At 61.9% G+C, this 14673-nt stretch carries 14 protein-coding genes; 7 read left to right on the top strand and 7 right to left on the bottom strand.

The genetic code is table 11. The features are described 5' to 3' along the window. Positions 1-56 precede the first annotated feature (56 nt). Positions 57-347: a DUF1652 domain-containing protein gene (locus HX881_RS01350; protein ID WP_017127345.1), complete on the top strand. Its 291-nt coding sequence runs from the start codon at positions 57-59 to the stop codon at positions 345-347. 62 nt (positions 348-409) lie between these two features. Here the strand turns inward: HX881_RS01350 and HX881_RS01345 are convergent, their stop codons facing one another. Next, the gene (locus tag HX881_RS01345) at positions 410-2875 is read right to left on the bottom strand and encodes a UvrD-helicase domain-containing protein (RefSeq protein ID WP_177082265.1); all 2466 of its coding nucleotides are present in this window, start codon (positions 2873-2875) and stop codon (positions 410-412) included. Between the two features lie 280 nt (positions 2876-3155). Here HX881_RS01345 and HX881_RS01340 point away from each other — a divergent pair, with 280 nt between their 5' ends. Beyond that, the gene (locus HX881_RS01340) at positions 3156-3854 is read left to right on the top strand and encodes a pirin family protein (RefSeq protein ID WP_177057055.1); all 699 of its coding nucleotides are present in this window, start codon (positions 3156-3158) and stop codon (positions 3852-3854) included. A 185-nt stretch (positions 3855-4039) separates the two neighbouring features. Here HX881_RS01340 and pgm read toward each other — a convergent pair whose 3' ends face one another. Next, positions 4040-5686: a phosphoglucomutase (alpha-D-glucose-1,6-bisphosphate-dependent) gene (gene pgm / locus HX881_RS01335; protein WP_103032694.1), complete on the bottom strand. Its 1647-nt coding sequence runs from the start codon at positions 5684-5686 to the stop codon at positions 4040-4042. 168 nt (positions 5687-5854) lie between these two features. Beyond that, on the bottom strand, positions 5855-6124 hold the full coding sequence (locus tag HX881_RS01330; protein WP_017127350.1) for a DUF1652 domain-containing protein: 270 nt from the start codon (positions 6122-6124) through the stop codon (positions 5855-5857). Between the two features lie 432 nt (positions 6125-6556). Between HX881_RS01330 and eco the strand changes: the two genes are divergently transcribed. Together eco and HX881_RS01320 are read left to right on the top strand one after the other, a co-directional pair. Beyond that, entirely contained in the window at positions 6557-7039 is a 483-nt protein-coding gene (eco, locus tag HX881_RS01325; protein ID WP_017127351.1) for a serine protease inhibitor ecotin, read from the top strand. 18 nt (positions 7040-7057) lie between these two features. Next, the gene (locus HX881_RS01320) at positions 7058-7363 is read left to right on the top strand and encodes an NIPSNAP family protein (protein WP_177082263.1); all 306 of its coding nucleotides are present in this window, start codon (positions 7058-7060) and stop codon (positions 7361-7363) included. Positions 7364-7373: 10 nt separating this feature from the next. On the opposite strand, the gene ilvA is transcribed toward HX881_RS01320, so the two are convergent. Further along, entirely contained in the window at positions 7374-8429 is a 1056-nt protein-coding gene (ilvA, locus tag HX881_RS01315) for a threonine ammonia-lyase, biosynthetic (RefSeq protein WP_083875392.1), read from the bottom strand. Positions 8430-8689: 260 nt separating this feature from the next. Between ilvA and HX881_RS01310 the strand changes: the two genes are divergently transcribed. Beyond that, the gene (locus tag HX881_RS01310) at positions 8690-8890 is read left to right on the top strand and encodes a ParD-like family protein (protein WP_017127354.1); all 201 of its coding nucleotides are present in this window, start codon (positions 8690-8692) and stop codon (positions 8888-8890) included. After that, positions 8890-9669, top strand: a complete 780-nt coding sequence (gene map / locus HX881_RS01305; protein WP_177082261.1) for a type I methionyl aminopeptidase — start codon at positions 8890-8892, stop codon at positions 9667-9669. The genes HX881_RS01310 and map overlap by 1 nt, the downstream gene beginning before the upstream one ends. Before the next feature lie 107 nt (positions 9670-9776). Here the strand turns inward: map and HX881_RS01300 are convergent, their stop codons facing one another. Together HX881_RS01300 and HX881_RS01295 are read right to left on the bottom strand one after the other, a co-directional pair. Continuing rightward, complete coding sequence (locus HX881_RS01300) at positions 9777-10718, bottom strand: magnesium transporter CorA family protein (RefSeq protein ID WP_017127356.1); 942 nt, start codon at positions 10716-10718, stop codon at positions 9777-9779. Between the two features lie 10 nt (positions 10719-10728). Beyond that, the gene (locus tag HX881_RS01295) at positions 10729-12315 is read right to left on the bottom strand and encodes a RimK family protein (protein WP_246356423.1); all 1587 of its coding nucleotides are present in this window, start codon (positions 12313-12315) and stop codon (positions 10729-10731) included. Between the two features lie 89 nt (positions 12316-12404). Between HX881_RS01295 and HX881_RS01290 the strand changes: the two genes are divergently transcribed. Beyond that, positions 12405-13511 carry a GNAT family N-acetyltransferase/peptidase C39 family protein gene (locus tag HX881_RS01290; RefSeq protein WP_177082259.1) on the top strand — a complete coding sequence of 369 codons (1107 nt, stop codon included), beginning with the start codon at positions 12405-12407 and terminating at the stop codon, positions 13509-13511. Here the strand turns inward: HX881_RS01290 and HX881_RS01285 are convergent. Further along, entirely contained in the window at positions 13490-14596 is a 1107-nt protein-coding gene (locus tag HX881_RS01285) for a PQQ-dependent sugar dehydrogenase (protein ID WP_425503447.1), read from the bottom strand. The genes HX881_RS01290 and HX881_RS01285 overlap by 22 nt on opposite strands. Positions 14597-14673 lie beyond the last annotated feature (77 nt).

The following is a 14673-nucleotide window of genomic DNA, read 5'->3' as shown; positions in this document are numbered from 1 at the left end:
CCAGGTCGGACCATGAGGTCCTTCCGTTCCTACCCGCGAGCAAAAGGAAGCGCTCAATGAAACAGGTGGGCACCATGAGCAAAATCTTCAGCAAGGTCACCTTCCCCAATGCCTGCCAATTGATGCGCTGGCATTTTCACCCCTTGGGTTTCGAAGCCACCATGGACGCACCGGGCAGCCTGATCGCCCGTCTGTTCGACCGGGCCAGTGGCGAAACCCTGATCGCCATTGCCGGGATCCCCTGCGCCACGGTGATGAATGCCGCCGATGTGGAACGCATCATCGAGGCGGTCGAGGCCGAACTCGAGTCCTTTGTGCCCCCGCAGAGCCTGAAGGCGCTGGCCTGAAGCCATGATCTGCAAAGGGACCATGGGGACTGGCGTGGGAATTGGTGACAACCCTTCCCCATTCATGACCTGACGCGCAAATCGGCAAAGAACGCCTTGCCTCCGGCAATCCGATCGGATGCCTTGGGCGCGTTCGCCGCCTGGGCATCCTGCCCATCCAGATACCAATAGCAGTGCTTCACCGCCCGGGTGATCCCGACATAGGCCAGGCGCAGGATCTCGTCTTTCTGCGCGTTGTCGTACGGCTCGGCATCGCCATCCCTGCCCAGTCCCGCCATCCGGTAAACCTGGTTCTTGTAGGGTGAGCGGGTCAGGTGCAGGCAATCGCCGAGCAGGAACACCGCATCGGCTTGCAGGCCCTTGGAGCTGTGATAGGTCAACTGCTTGAGCCGGCGCTGCTCGAAAGGCAAGCTAGAATCAACATTAACTGTTGACTGAATATGCTCTTCAATCAATAACTTATCGCTACTTTTTCGAAATAGCATCAAGATACTGTCGCCATTCCGATAGTGCTCTGCCAGGCGCCGGCCCAGCGCCGCATCGTCCCGATCGAGGATATTCACCGGCAACACGTCCTTCGACGCTCCCGCAGCCCTGGCCTTTTTCCCGGCGATGGCCGGGGCCGCCCGCACGATATGTTCGGCCGCGTCGATGATGTGCTGGTGACTGCGGTAGTTGTCGCTGAGCATCACCCGGGTGGTCGCCGGCGACGGAAACTCCTTGCCGAACTCCATGAAGTACTTGGGCGAGCTGCCCCGCCAGCCATAGATCGACTGCCAGTCATCGCCCACGCACAGCAGGGATGAATGCTGCGCCCCACGCCCGACATGCAGGGCCGGGCCGCGTCGACGGATCTCCCGCAGGCTGGCCCGCAGCCAGGAGACGATCTGCGGTGAAACATCCTGGAACTCGTCGATCATCAGGTGCGACAACGGTCGCAGCAGCTCGTCGCTGAGCAAGGCCTGGTTTTCCGGGCTGTTCTCGCCGAACAGCGAGAACATCCGGTTATAGGTCATGATCGGCGGCGATTGCGCAAGCAGATGCGCCTCCAGGGCCTTCCAGAACAGACTCAGGGCTTCGAAGAAGAACCGGTCCGGGTCATCCTGGGCAAAACTCATCTGCCCCACGGCAACATTGACGTCCAGGCCAAGGTTCTCGATAAACCCGGCTGCCATGACAAAACAATCGAGCAAAGGCGCCGAGGCAAGCTCACCCTTGACCTTGTAATCGAAGCCGGGACCGGCCGTGGCATCGCCACCCAGGGAGGACAAAACCCGCTTTGCCGATTCGTAACTATCAAGCCATATCAAAGGCTTACGACAGAAAGCTTGAAACAGGGTGCGCTTCACCGCCCACTCCGCGCGCACCGTCAGGCGTGAGCCCGGACGCGTGATCTGCGGACTTTCCCGCGGGTCGAAACCCAGGACCACCCAGGCATCCAGCTCCGGGATATAGCCATGGCAATGAAAGGGCGAGCCATTGATATCGACCGTCTCGCGATTCGGCTCGATCCCTTCGATCGGCCAGGCACCAGCGCGAAACCACAGGTCCTCGACGGTATCGCACAGCTCCTCGTCGCGCCTGGAGGCGAGCTCGGTCACCGCCATGCGCTTCTGTACGTCCGGGTGATCCTGCTCCAGCTCCTTGAGTTGCAATGCATGCTTGTACAGCGGCACCAGGATTTCGCGGAAACGGGGTTCATCGCGATACAACCGGTGGTAGCAGGCATTGAGCTGCTGGCGCTGGGCGTCATTGATCCGCAGGTCGAAGGGATTGCTGTCGGCGCCCTCGTCCTCGAACAGCGTGCGCGCACTGAGGTTCTCGAACGCCTGCAACTGGGCAAAACCCGGCAGGCTGCGGACCATCGGCAGGATCCGCGAATGAAAGGTGCGCACCACGTCCCGGGCTTCCCTGAGGCTGAGGGAACGCCCCCATAACGCAAAGACCTCGATCAGCTTGGCAATGAAGTCCTTGCGTGACTCACGGGTAAAGGTCACCACGGTCAGCGAATCGAGTTCGAAACCCAGGTAGTGGGTCAGCAAGAGAATACGCAGGACCAGTGACGTCGATTTCCCCGCGCCGGCCCCGGCGATCACCGAAGTTGACGGCGTGTCGCTGAAGATCATCTTCCATTGCGCCGTGCTCGGCTGCGCATGGGCCGGCAACAGGCGGGCAACGTCCGCCTTGATGAGCTTCTTCAGCTCGGCCCCCAGCGGCAGGCGCCAGTCGTCGAACAGGTTGCCGTCGACCCCGGGCGCGCGGTGTTCCGCAGGGCGCGTATCGCGGATCAGCAACACCTGCCGCCCCTCTTCCAGGCCGTCGGCGCGCCCTTCCTGGTAACCGTATTCCACGCCGGCACTGTGGCCGCTACGGAAGCCATCCGCCTGCCCCTGCAACCAGGACGCCACGTGCTGCGCCCGCAGCCGGCTCAGGCCACTGCCCAGCAGGCGGGCCATCAGGCGCTTGAGCAGCGGCAACTGGGCCAGGGAGGAAAGTTCGGCGGGCGGTTCGGGGGTGTATGACGACACGCTGACTCCAGGTCTGAGGCTGTCCGGACGGGAGGCCTATGGTCGCTCCATTACGCCTGGAGTTCTAGTCAATTGCTTGTCTATCAGCTGTTTAGGCGACGAATTGAAAGTGGAGACATCATTGGAGGCACGGAAACACATCAACTATATCGATTGTTTTGAAGCATTATTTACGCTTTTTATCGATATTGGTTTGATCGATCATAGGACCATCATCAACCGGTCACCGTCCTGCCCTGGCCCGCGCCAGCCCACGACGAACCTGAACAGGAGAAGACTCATGCTGCAACTCAGGCCCTTCAACACCCTGGGCGGCGCTCACCACGGCTGGCTGGATGCGCACCACCACTTTTCGTTCGCCGAATACCATGATCCGCAGCGCATGAACTGGGGCAACCTGCGGGTCTGGAACGACGATGTGATCGCCCCTGGCACCGGTTTTCCGCAACACCCGCACCGGGACATGGAAATCATCACCTATGTCCGCGAAGGTGCCATCAGCCACGAGGACAACCTTGGCAACAAGGGTCGCACCGAAGCCGGCGATGTCCAGGTGATGAGCGCCGGCACCGGGATAGCCCACAGCGAGTACAACCTGGAATCGACACCCACCAGGATCTTCCAGATCTGGATCATCCCCAACGAAGCCGGCTCGGCTCCCTCCTGGGGTGCCAAGCCGTTTCCCAAGGGCGAGCGTGGCGAAGGTTTCGTCACCCTCGCCAGTGGCAAGGCCGGCGACGACCAGAGCCTGCGGATTCGTGCCGATGCCCGCCTGGTCGCCGCCAACCTGAAGGCCGGTGAAAGCGCCGAATACCGCCTGGACGGCAAGCGCCGCGCCTACCTGGTGCCGGCCACCGGAGTGATCGAGGTCAATGGCCTGCGCGCCGAAGCACGTGACGGCGTGGCCGTGGCCGAGGAAGAGGTGCTGCGGATCACCGCCGTGCAGGACAGCGAGATCATTCTGGTGGACCTGGCATAGAAGCCCTGATCGTTCCCACGCTCCAGCGTGGGAATGCCTCATCGGAGGCTCTGCGTCCGCTTTGTGACGCAGAGCGTCACGGGCTGCATGCCCACGCAGAGCGTGGGAACGATCAAAAATGCTCAAAAAAAAGGGGTGGGCGACGCAGGTCGCTCACCCCTTTTGCATGGCAGATCAAGCCTGGATCAGTTGGCGGAAATAGCTCCGTCCACCAGCACCTGGGCCTCTGCCACCAGGCGCTTGAGGTGATCGTCGCCGATAAAGCTCTCGGCGTAGATCTTGTAGATATCCTCGGTACCCGAAGGCCGCGCGGCGAACCAGCCGTTCTCGGTCATGACCTTCAGCCCACCGATCGCCTGATCGTTACCCGGCGCATGGCTGAGAATCTGTTGAATCGCTTCGCCGGCCAGTTGCGTCGAGGTCACCTGCTCCGGCGACAGCTTGCTCAGCAGCGCCTTCTGCGCCGGCGTCGCCTTGGCATCGACGCGCACGGAGAACGGTTCGCCCAGTTCGTCGGTCAGGCCACGGTAGATCTGGCTCGGGTCGCGCCCGGTACGCGAGGTCATTTCCGCCGCCAGCAGCGCCGGGATCAGGCCGTCCTTGTCGGTGGACCAGACGCTGCCATCCTTGCGCAGGAACGACGCCCCGGCACTCTCCTCGCCACCAAAGCCGAGGGAGCCGTCGAACAGGCCGTCGGCAAACCACTTGAAGCCCACCGGCACTTCGTACAGGCGCCGCCCCAGGCGTGCCGCCACGCGGTCGATCAGACCGCTGCTGACCACGGTCTTGCCGACCGCGGCATCGCTGCGCCACTGCGGACGATTCTGGAACAGGTAGTCGATGGACACCGCCAGGTAGCTGTTCGGCGCCAGCAGGCCACCGGACGGAGTGACGATACCGTGGCGGTCATGGTCCGGATCGCAGGCGAAGGCCACGTCGAAACGCTCCTTCAGGCCGATCAGGCCCTGCATCGCATGGCTGGAGGACGGGTCCATGCGGATCTTGCCGTCCCAGTCGACGCACATGAAACGGAAGGTCGGGTCGACCTCGGTATTCACCACCTCCAGGTTCAACCGGTAGTGATCGGCGATCGCCGACCAGTAGCGCACGCCGGCACCCCCCAGGGGATCGACGCCCAGGCGCAGGTTGGCGCCACGGATGACGTCCATGTCGATGACATTGACCAGGTCGGCGACATAGCTGTTGAGGTAGTCATGACGGTGCGTGGTGTCGGCCTTGAGCGCCTTCTCGTAGCTGATGCGCTGCACGCCGGCCAGTTGGTTGCCCAGCAGTTCGTTGGCCTTGGCTTCGATCCACTTGGTGATGTGGGTATCGGCGGGACCGCCATTGGGCGGGTTGTACTTGAAGCCACCGCTTTCCGGCGGGTTGTGGGACGGGGTGATCACCACGCCATCCGCCAGGCCGGAAGTACGGCCACGGTTGTAGCAGATGATGGCATGGGACACCGCCGGCGTCGGCGTGTATTCATCCCCCTGGGCAATCATGGTGTGCACGCCGTTGGCGGCAAAGACTTCCAGGGCACTGGCACCGGCCGGGGTGGACAGCGCATGGGTGTCGATGCCGACGAACAACGGACCATCGATCCCCTGGGACTGGCGGTACAGGCAGATGGCCTGGCTGATGGCCAGGACGTGCCATTCATTGAAACTCAGCTCGAACGAACTGCCCCGATGCCCGGAGGTGCCGAAGGCGACACGCTGGGTGGAGATCGCTGCATCGGGCTGGCCGGTGTAATAGGCCGATACCAGTCGCGGGATATCTACCAGCAGCTGTGCCGGTGCCGGTTTGCCCGCAAAAGGACTGAGTGTCATGCAAAACCTCTGGAAATCAAGAGTACGAGGGGGAAAGCGCGCAGTTTACTGGCAGTTCGACACTGGCGTTAAGGTATCTATCCCAGGGCGGGAAAGATTTTCTGCAGGCGACGCCCCCTGCCTGCCGGGGGCGTCGGCAAAGAAGAAGATGAAGTCAGCCGGGGTGTTTCAACGAGCCCGCGCCCGCGCCTCGCCGTAATGACCGTCCTGGCCATGTTCAAGGTCGTAGCGCAGTTCGGCGATCAGTTCGGAAATGGCCCGATTGCTGTCCAGCTTCGAGGCGCAGATCCCGGTCACCACCAGGTCCACCCGTTCGGATTTCTTGTCGAACACTTTCACGGTCAGGGACTCATCGGCCCCCAGGGTGCATTGGCAGCGCATCGGCAGGAAACTGCTTTCAATGATGTTGCGTAACTCCAGCGTTGATAGCGATAGCATGGCGACTCTCTCCGTTCTATGAGGCTGCCAGATTTTATTGTGGCAACGGCCAGTGGCCGTCTTACAACCCACGATTGGCCCGCTCCGCCCTATCCTGGACAACGAAACCACCTTCAAGACTAGGCCGTTTTTTTCCGACTGTTAAGGTTATTCGTCCGACAATCGGGCCGGTGGGTGTCTTTCCAATACAGCAGGAAACATGCCCGTCGAGATGAATAATTGTTTGCTGGAAAAACAATGACTTTGACCCACTAATAGCAAAGTGACGCTATGCAGAATGCAAGAAAAGTGCTTTGGCATAGTGCAATTTGCCCTTATCTTGGCAACTTGATCGGGGCACCCGGACAGAAACCACCGCAGCCCTCCGGCATACCGCCCGGACTGCGCCACTCACACGAGGGATAGCTCCCTCCTGACAGGGCAAGAGAGCTCATGAATTCGACGACTATCGCCGCCACATTCCTGCTGGCCTTGACCACTGCCGCCAGCGCGGTCGCCGCCGACAAATCGGACCTGGCCCCCTTCCCGAAAGCGGAAGACGGCTTCACCCGCACGGTCATCCGGGTACCGAAGATGACCAAGGACTCCGATCACCGGGTGGAAATCATCGCCGGCAAGACCCTGCCCGTCGACTGCAACCAGAAACGCCTGGGCGGCAATCTCGACGAGAAGAACCTGGAAGGCTGGAGCTACTCCTACTACCGCCTGGAAAGCGTCAGCGGACCGGTATCCACGCTGATGGCCTGCCCGCCCGGCGCCAAGGCCAAGAAAGACTTTGTCCCGGTGATCGGCACCGGCTACATGCTGCGCTACAACAGCAAGCTGCCGCTGGTGATCTACGCCCCGGACGACGTGGAAATCCGCTACCGCATCTGGACCCCGTCCAAGCTGACCAAGAAAGCCGTCAGTGAATAACCGCCAGGGAATGCCTGCATGATCACCTGCCACGTCAAGTACGTCATTGATCCATATCAACTGGCCGACTTCGAAGCCTACTCCAGGGCCTGGATCCGTATCGTCGAACGCCTGGGCGGTACTCATCACGGCTACTTCCTGCCCTCGGAGGGCGCAAGCAATATCGCCTACTGCCTGTTCAGCTTCGCCTCCCTGGCCGACTACGAAAGCTACCGCCATATCGCCCTGACCGACCCCGAAAGCGCCGCCCTGGTGGCTTCGGTGGTGGAGAAGAAGTTCATCCTCAGCTACGAGCGCAGCTTCATGCGCCCGTTGCTACCCTGACCAGCACCGCTCAGCTCAGCGCTACCCGCGGCTCGCAATGGGCCGCGCGTTCCGCGACATGACGCAGGCTGTCGAAGTTGATATTGGCGCCGGAGTTGATCGCCACCAGCGTCTGGCCCGTGAGCCGATTGAGCGTCACATACTTCCTGATACCCGCCACCGCCAATGCCCCCGAGGGCTCGGTGATGGACCGGGTATCGTCGTAGATATCGCGGATGGCACCGCACAGCTCGTCGTTGCTGACGGTGATGACTTCATCGACATGCCGGCGACAGACCTCGAACCCATGCGCACCGATCTGCGCGACCGCCACGCCATCGGCGAAAGTCCCGACCCGGGGCAGGACCACCCGCTCCCCTGCCTGCAACGCCAGTTGAAGGCAGTTGGAATGTTCCGACTCGACGCCGATGATCCGCACCTGCGGGCGCAGGTATTTGACGTAGGCGGCGATCCCGGCGATCAGGCCGCCACCGCCGACCGGAACGAAGATCGCATCCAGCGCCCCCTGGTGCTGGTTGAGCAACTCCATCGCCACCGTACCCTGGCCGGCAATCACCTCGGGATCGTCGAACGGCGAGACAAAGGTGCAGCCGCGCTCCTGTGCCAGGTTCAAGGCATGGGCCAGGGCGAAAGGAAAGCTCTCGCCGTGCAGGACCGCGATGGCATCGCGGCTGCGTACACCCTTCACCTTGAGTTCGGGAGTACTGGTGGGCATGACGATGGTTGCCTGGATACCCAGTGTCCGCGCCGCCAGCGCCACACCCTGGGCATGGTTGCCCGCCGAGGCGGTGATCACGCCACAACGGCGCTGGGCTTCGTCGAGCTGCACCAGTTTGTTGTAGGCACCGCGGATCTTGAAGGAAAAGGTCGGTTGCAGGTCTTCGCGCTTGAGCAGGATCTGGTTGCCCAGCGCCAGGGACAGCGCCGGGGCCGGCTGCAACGGCGTACGGATCGCCAGGTCGTAGACCGGGGCAGCAAGAATCTTGCGCACATAGCTGCCCAGCAACAGGGATTCGCTACTCGGTGATTCTCTACTCGATAGTTGACTGGCGGTGTCGGTACTCATGGGACTCTCCGGGTGATCGCTTGGCCTCGGAGACAGAAACAACAAACCCGCCTCGGAGGCGGGTTTGGGTAACAGATACAGGTCAGCCCGCCAGATAAGGAATGGCGGTAATAATGCTTGGCTGAGGAAGAACGTGGGTGCAGGTCATGGGTCGAAATTAGCCGGGAGCGCCGGGCAAGTCAATGGGGAGCGCCGACGCCTGCTTGCCTGGAATATATGAAACATATACGATTCATATATTACCAATCCGAGAGAAGCCCATGGGTATCGTCAAGATCTCCGATGAACTGCACGAACAACTGCGCATGGCCAGTGCCGCCATGGATCGCTCGATCAACGCCCAGGCCGAGTTCTGGATCAAGCTGGGCCTGCTGGCCGAGCTCAATCCACAGCTGGGCTACAACGATCTGGTCAACCGCCTGCTGCTGAACCGGGACGACCTGATCCGAGGGCGCAGTTGATGGCGGTCGGCCTGATCAAGACACCCGCCGAACTGGCGCTGATGCGTGAGGCCGGGCGCCTGCTGGCCCAGGTGTTCAACATGCTCGACGGGCTGGTGGCTCCGGGCCTGTCGACCCTGGAGCTGGATCGCCGGGTCGAGGCCTTTATCCGCCAGGAACTGCTGGCCCGTCCGGCCAGCAAGGGCCAGTACGACTACCCCTACTCCATCAATACCTCGATCAACGAGGTGGTCTGCCACGGCATGCCCGATGCCCGGGCAATCCTGGCGCAAGGCGATATCGTCAATATCGACATCACCCTGGAAAAGAACGGCTTTATCGCCGACTCCAGCAAGATGTACCTGATCGGTGAAGTCAGCGCCAAGGCCCGGCGCCTGGTGGACAAGACGTTCGAGGCGCTCTGGGCAGGTATCGGCGTGGTCAGGCCAGGGGCCCGGCTTGGGGATATCGGCCACGCGATCCAGAAACACGCCGAAGCCAATGGCTACAGCGTGGTCCGCGAGTATTGCGGGCATGGTATCGGCCGGCAGATGCACGAGGAACCGCAGGTCCTGCATTTCGGCCGGCCGGGCACGGGGCTGGTGTTGCGCGAAGGCATGGTCTTCACCATCGAGCCGATGCTCAACCAGGGCAGTGCCCGGGTGCGCGACCTGAAGGACGGCTGGACCGTGGTGACCCGTGACGGCAGTCTTTCTGCGCAATGGGAACACACCGTGGCCGTCACCGCCGATGGCTTCGAAGTCCTGACCCTGCAACCCGCTCCCACCCTACCCTTGTAGGAGCCGAGCTTGCTCGCGAACCGGCGAAGACGGCCATTCACTTCCATCTTGCGGCGCGCGCGCAGCGGTATTCGCGAGCAAGCGCGGCTCCCGCGCGGATCGGCGGCTCAGGTGGCCCGGTCGGTGTTCCCGGCCATCCGCTTGAGCCCGAGCACCATCAGCCCGGCTCCGGCAAGCATCGCCGCCAGGAACAACGGATAGGACACCCACCACGGCGTACCGGCGGTCATCATGCTGTATTCGGACATGCCACCGATGCTGGCAATCAGGTTGAGCGGCAGGAACACCACGTTGATCAGCGTCAGCTTGCGCAACAGGCCGTTGGTGCTGTTGTTCATGAGGTTGCCACGGGCATCGATCAGCGCGGAGAACACGTTGGAATAGATCTCCGCCTGCTTGTAGCACTGGTTGTTCTCGATGATCAGGTCGTCGATCAGGCCGATCGCCTGCTCGCTGAAGGCTTCCTTCTGGGCGTGGTTGCGCAGCCGCGTCAACACCGCGCCGTTGCTGTGCAGGGCGTTGATGTAATAGATCAGGCTTTCGCTGAGGTTGAACATCTGGATCAGATGACGGTTTTCCATCGACGCATAGAATTTCTGCTGCAGCTCGCGGGCGACCATCTTGATCACCTTCAGGTGCCCGAGGTAGTGATGGATATTGTTGAAGAGCATCTCCAGCAGTACATCGAGCGGTGTGTGCAGGGCCTTGCGGGTACCGAGGCTGTCGAGCTGGGCATCGTCGGTGGCGATCACCAGCAGGCGGTCGGCGCAGAACAGCAGGCCGCAGGACGACACCTCGAAGGACAGGCTGCCGGCCCCCGAGTAATTCAGCGGCCGCTTCCAGATCAGAAACAGGTTGTCGGGGTGGAACTCGATGCGCGACACCTCGTCCGGGTCGAGGGCCGAGGCCAGGGCGTGTTCGTCGAGCTTGAAATGGCTGTGCAACAGATCCCGTTCCGCCGCGTCGGGATTGCTGAACAGCATCACCCCGGCATCCAGGCGCTCGACCGCGCGCAGCGCGCCATGCTGCAACTCGAAGCTCTTGATCATCGCCGCCTCCCTACCAGGCCTGGCCGCGACGCTTGAGCTCCAGGCGCCGGACAAACTCCTCGAGCACCAGCCCATACAGGTCGTCCTGCAGGTAGGCGTCCTCGATCCCGGCATCCATGTTCGGGTTGTCGTTGACTTCAATCACCACCACCTTGTCGCCGGACTGCTTGAGATCCACCCCATACAGCCCGTCGCCGATCAGGTTGGCGGTCTTCACGGCCAGTTCGACCACCGCGCGCGGTGCTTCGTGAACCGCCAGGGTCCGGCATTCACCGTTGACATCCTGGCCCTTGGCCTTGTGGTTGTAGATCTGCCAGTGGCCCTTGGACATGAAGTACTGGCAGGCGAAGATCGGCTTGCGGTTGAGCACCCCGATGCGCCAGTCGTATTCGGTGTAGAAGAACTCCTGGGCCAGCAACAATACCGAGTGCTCGAACAGTTCGGCGGTGGCTTCCAGCAGCGCCTGCTGGCTTTCGACCTTGATCACGCCACGGGAAAAACAGCCGTCGGGGATCTTCAGCACCAACGGGAAGCCCAGGCGGTCGCCGACCCGCTCGAAGTCTTCCGGTCGTTCCTTGTAGAGAATCTCGGTGGCCGGCATGCCCAGCTTGTGGCTCTTGAGGAGGTCGGTCAGGTAGACCTTGTTGGTGCAGCGCAGGATCGACGCCGGATCGTCCATCACCACCAGCCCCTCGCTCTCGGCCTTCTTGGCGAAACGGTAGGTGTGGTTGTCGACGCTGGTGGTCTCGCGGATCAGCAGCGCATCGTATTCGGCGATCCGTCCATAGTCCTTCTTCTCGATCAGCTCGACGTCGATGCCCAGGCCCTTGCCGACCCGGATAAAACTCTCCAGCGCCTTGGCATTCGAAGGGGGCAGCGCTTCCTGGGGGTCGTGCAGGATCGCCAGGTCATAACGGGCCAGGCGACGCGAACGTGGCACCCGCCAGATCTTGCGACTGAAACTGTCGAGGGACTGGGCGAAGTGATCTTCCTGGTCTTCGCGCAACTTGTGCAAAGTTCCAGCCTTGACCCCTTCGATATGCCAACTGTTACTCTTCTTGAACTCCACCAGCAATATCGGACAGGGAAACACTTCAAACAACTGCCGGGCAAGTTCCTGCAGTGGCTCGATAACAGTAGTGCCAAAGTAAAGGGTCAGGGTAAACCCCTCGGTGTCCCGATAAAGATGATCGCCAAGGGCCTTGCCCAGGGTCTTGTCGAGGTCATCCAGGGCCAGCCCGTACAGCGCCTTGCGTGTCAGTTCGCTGATGGTCCGGACCGAGGGAATGACCTTGTGCCCACGGGCCTCGGCCAGCAGCGAACAGTAGTAGCCATGCCCCAGGTACTTGTAGCTGCGGCACAGGTTGATCACCTGCACGCGCTTGCCCGGCTCATTGACACGGGACTGCTCCAGGTACTCCTGCGCGGTGACGATATCCTCGCTGGGAAAGTACGACGCCCAGTCTTCCTTGCGCTCGACAATAATAACCAACTGACTGCCTGGATTGCTCGCCGGAGATAAATAAGTTGCCGTGGATATTGCTGTCGGCAAACTTTGCCCGGATACTTCGCGCCAATGACCTTGTACCGCTGACATAGAGATCGATCCGTTGAACAAGATGCTTTCTATTAAGCACGAAGTTTTCAGAAAGTCCCGTTCCGTTACGCAACTTTTACGGTGGTTATATGGATCTCGTCTTTCGCCTTGCGACAACCGATGACCTGGCTGCACTGCTGCAGCTGGAAGAGCATTGTTTCACCACCGACCGCCTGACCGCCCGCAGCTTCCACTGGATGGTCAGTCGGGCCCACGCCCGGCTGATCGTCGCCCAGCAGGTCGACGGGCAACTGGCCGGCTATGCCCTGGTGCTGTTTCACCGTGGCACTTCGCTGGCACGCCTGTATTCGATTGCCATCGCGCCCCACGCACGCGGCATCGGCCTCGGTAAACAGCTGCTGCAACGCAGCGAAGCCTGTGCCCTGGAACATGACTGCGCGTACCTGCGTCTGGAGGTACGCACCGACAACCACGCGGCCATCGCCCTCTACGAACACAACGGCTATCGCCGCTTCGGCCTGATCAACGACTACTACGAGGACCATGCCGATGCCCTGCGCCTGGAAAAACGCATCCTGCAGCATCACGCCAACCGTGAGGCGCAGGTGCCCTACTACGCCCAGACCACCGAGTTCACCTGCGGCCCGGCCTGCCTGCTGATGGCCATGGGCGCGTTGCAGGCCCAACGCCAGGCCTCGCGACGGGAAGAAGTACAGATCTGGCGCGAAGCAACCACCGTGTTCATGACCTCCGGGCACGGCGGCTGCAGCCCCCAGGGCCTGGCGCTGGCCGCCTGGCGACGGGGCTTCGGGGTGCGCCTGCAAGTGAGTATCAGCGGTCCGCTGCTGCTCAATGGTGTCCGTAACGAGCATAAAAAAGCCGTCATGCGCCTGGTGCATGACGGCTTCGAAGAAGAGTTGCGCCAGACCGATGTCGAGCAGGTGCTCGGAGGCGCCCTGGATCTGCCGCGCCTGCTGGCGGCCGGCGGCCAGCCGCTGGTGCTGATCAGCAGCTACCGCCTGACCCGCTCCAAGGCGCCGCACTGGGTGATCGTGACCGATTGCGACGAGGAATTCGTCTACCTGCACGACCCGGATGTCGACCACAGCCAGCACCGGCAGCCGCTGGACTGCCAGCATCTGCCGGTCAGCCACGGCGAATTCGACAAGATGAGCGCCTTCGGCAACAGCAAGCTGCGGGCGGCGGTGATCCTCTACTCCAGGCCCACCTTGTAGAGCGCGCCGTTCTCGGCATCGGTCAGCACATACAGGTAGCCGTCCGGCCCCTGGCGGACATCGCGAATCCGCGACTTCAGTTCGCCCAGCAGGCGCTCTTCATGGATGACCTTGTCGCCATCGAATTGCAGGCGGACCAGCTCCTGGGCCACCAGTGCACCGATAAACAGGTTGTGCTGCCATTTCGGGAAGCGATCGGCATCATAGAACGCCATGCCGCTGAGACCGGGGGATTTTTCCCAGACATGATGGGGCGCCACGGTGCCTTTCACCGTCTTGCCCTGGGCCTCGGGGATCGGTTGCAGCGAATAGTTGATGCCATGGGTTGCCAGCGGCCAACCGTAGTTCTTGCCGCGCTCGATGATATTGATCTCGTCACCGCCCCGCGGCCCATGCTCGTGGGTCCACAAGGTCCCGGTCCAGGGATTGAGCGCCGCTCCCTGCTGGTTGCGATGGCCGTAGGACCAGATCTCCGGGCGCACGCCCTGCTGGCCGACAAAGGGATTGTCGTCGGGAACCCGGCCGTCAGGAAAGATCCGCACCACCTTGCCTTGCAGCTTGTCGAGATCCTGGGCGGTCGGCCGTTCGTTGTTCTCGCCCAGGGCGATGAACAGGTAGCCGTCGCGGTCGAACACCAGGCGCGAACCGAAGTGATTGCCCACCGACAGCTTCGGCTCCTGGCGGAAGATCACCTTGAAATCGGTCAATTGCCCGAGGTCGGCCGACAGCTGCCCGCGCCCCACCGCCGTACCGGCCTTGCCGCCCTCGCCCCCGCCCTCCGCATAGGAGAGGTAGACCAGGCGATCTTCCTTGAACGATGGCGACAGCACCACGTCGAGCAAGCCGCCCTGGCCCTTGGCCCAGACCTGGGGCACACCGCCCAGGGGTGCCGACAGCTTGCCGTCGGGGCTCACCACCCGCAGGTTGCCCGGACGCTCGGTCACCAGCATGCCCTGCCTGTCGGGCAGGAACGCCAGGGCCCAGGGGTGCTTGAGCCCGTCGACGATTTCGCTGACGGCCACCGGCCCCGATTCGGATTGGAAGGTCTGCACAGCCGTATTGGCCGCCAGCGCGGGGAGGCTCATCAATGAGCCGGTGCACAAAGTCGCCAGGAGTGTTTTCAGCAACATGGGCATTTCCTTATGGAGGGAGAAAAAAACAC

The organism is Pseudomonas gingeri (assembly GCF_013386115.1).
GTDB lineage: Bacteria > Pseudomonadota > Gammaproteobacteria > Pseudomonadales > Pseudomonadaceae > Aquipseudomonas > Aquipseudomonas gingeri.
The sequence above is the reverse complement of the archived record's forward strand: the minus strand, read 5'-3'. Positions and strand labels throughout refer to the sequence as shown.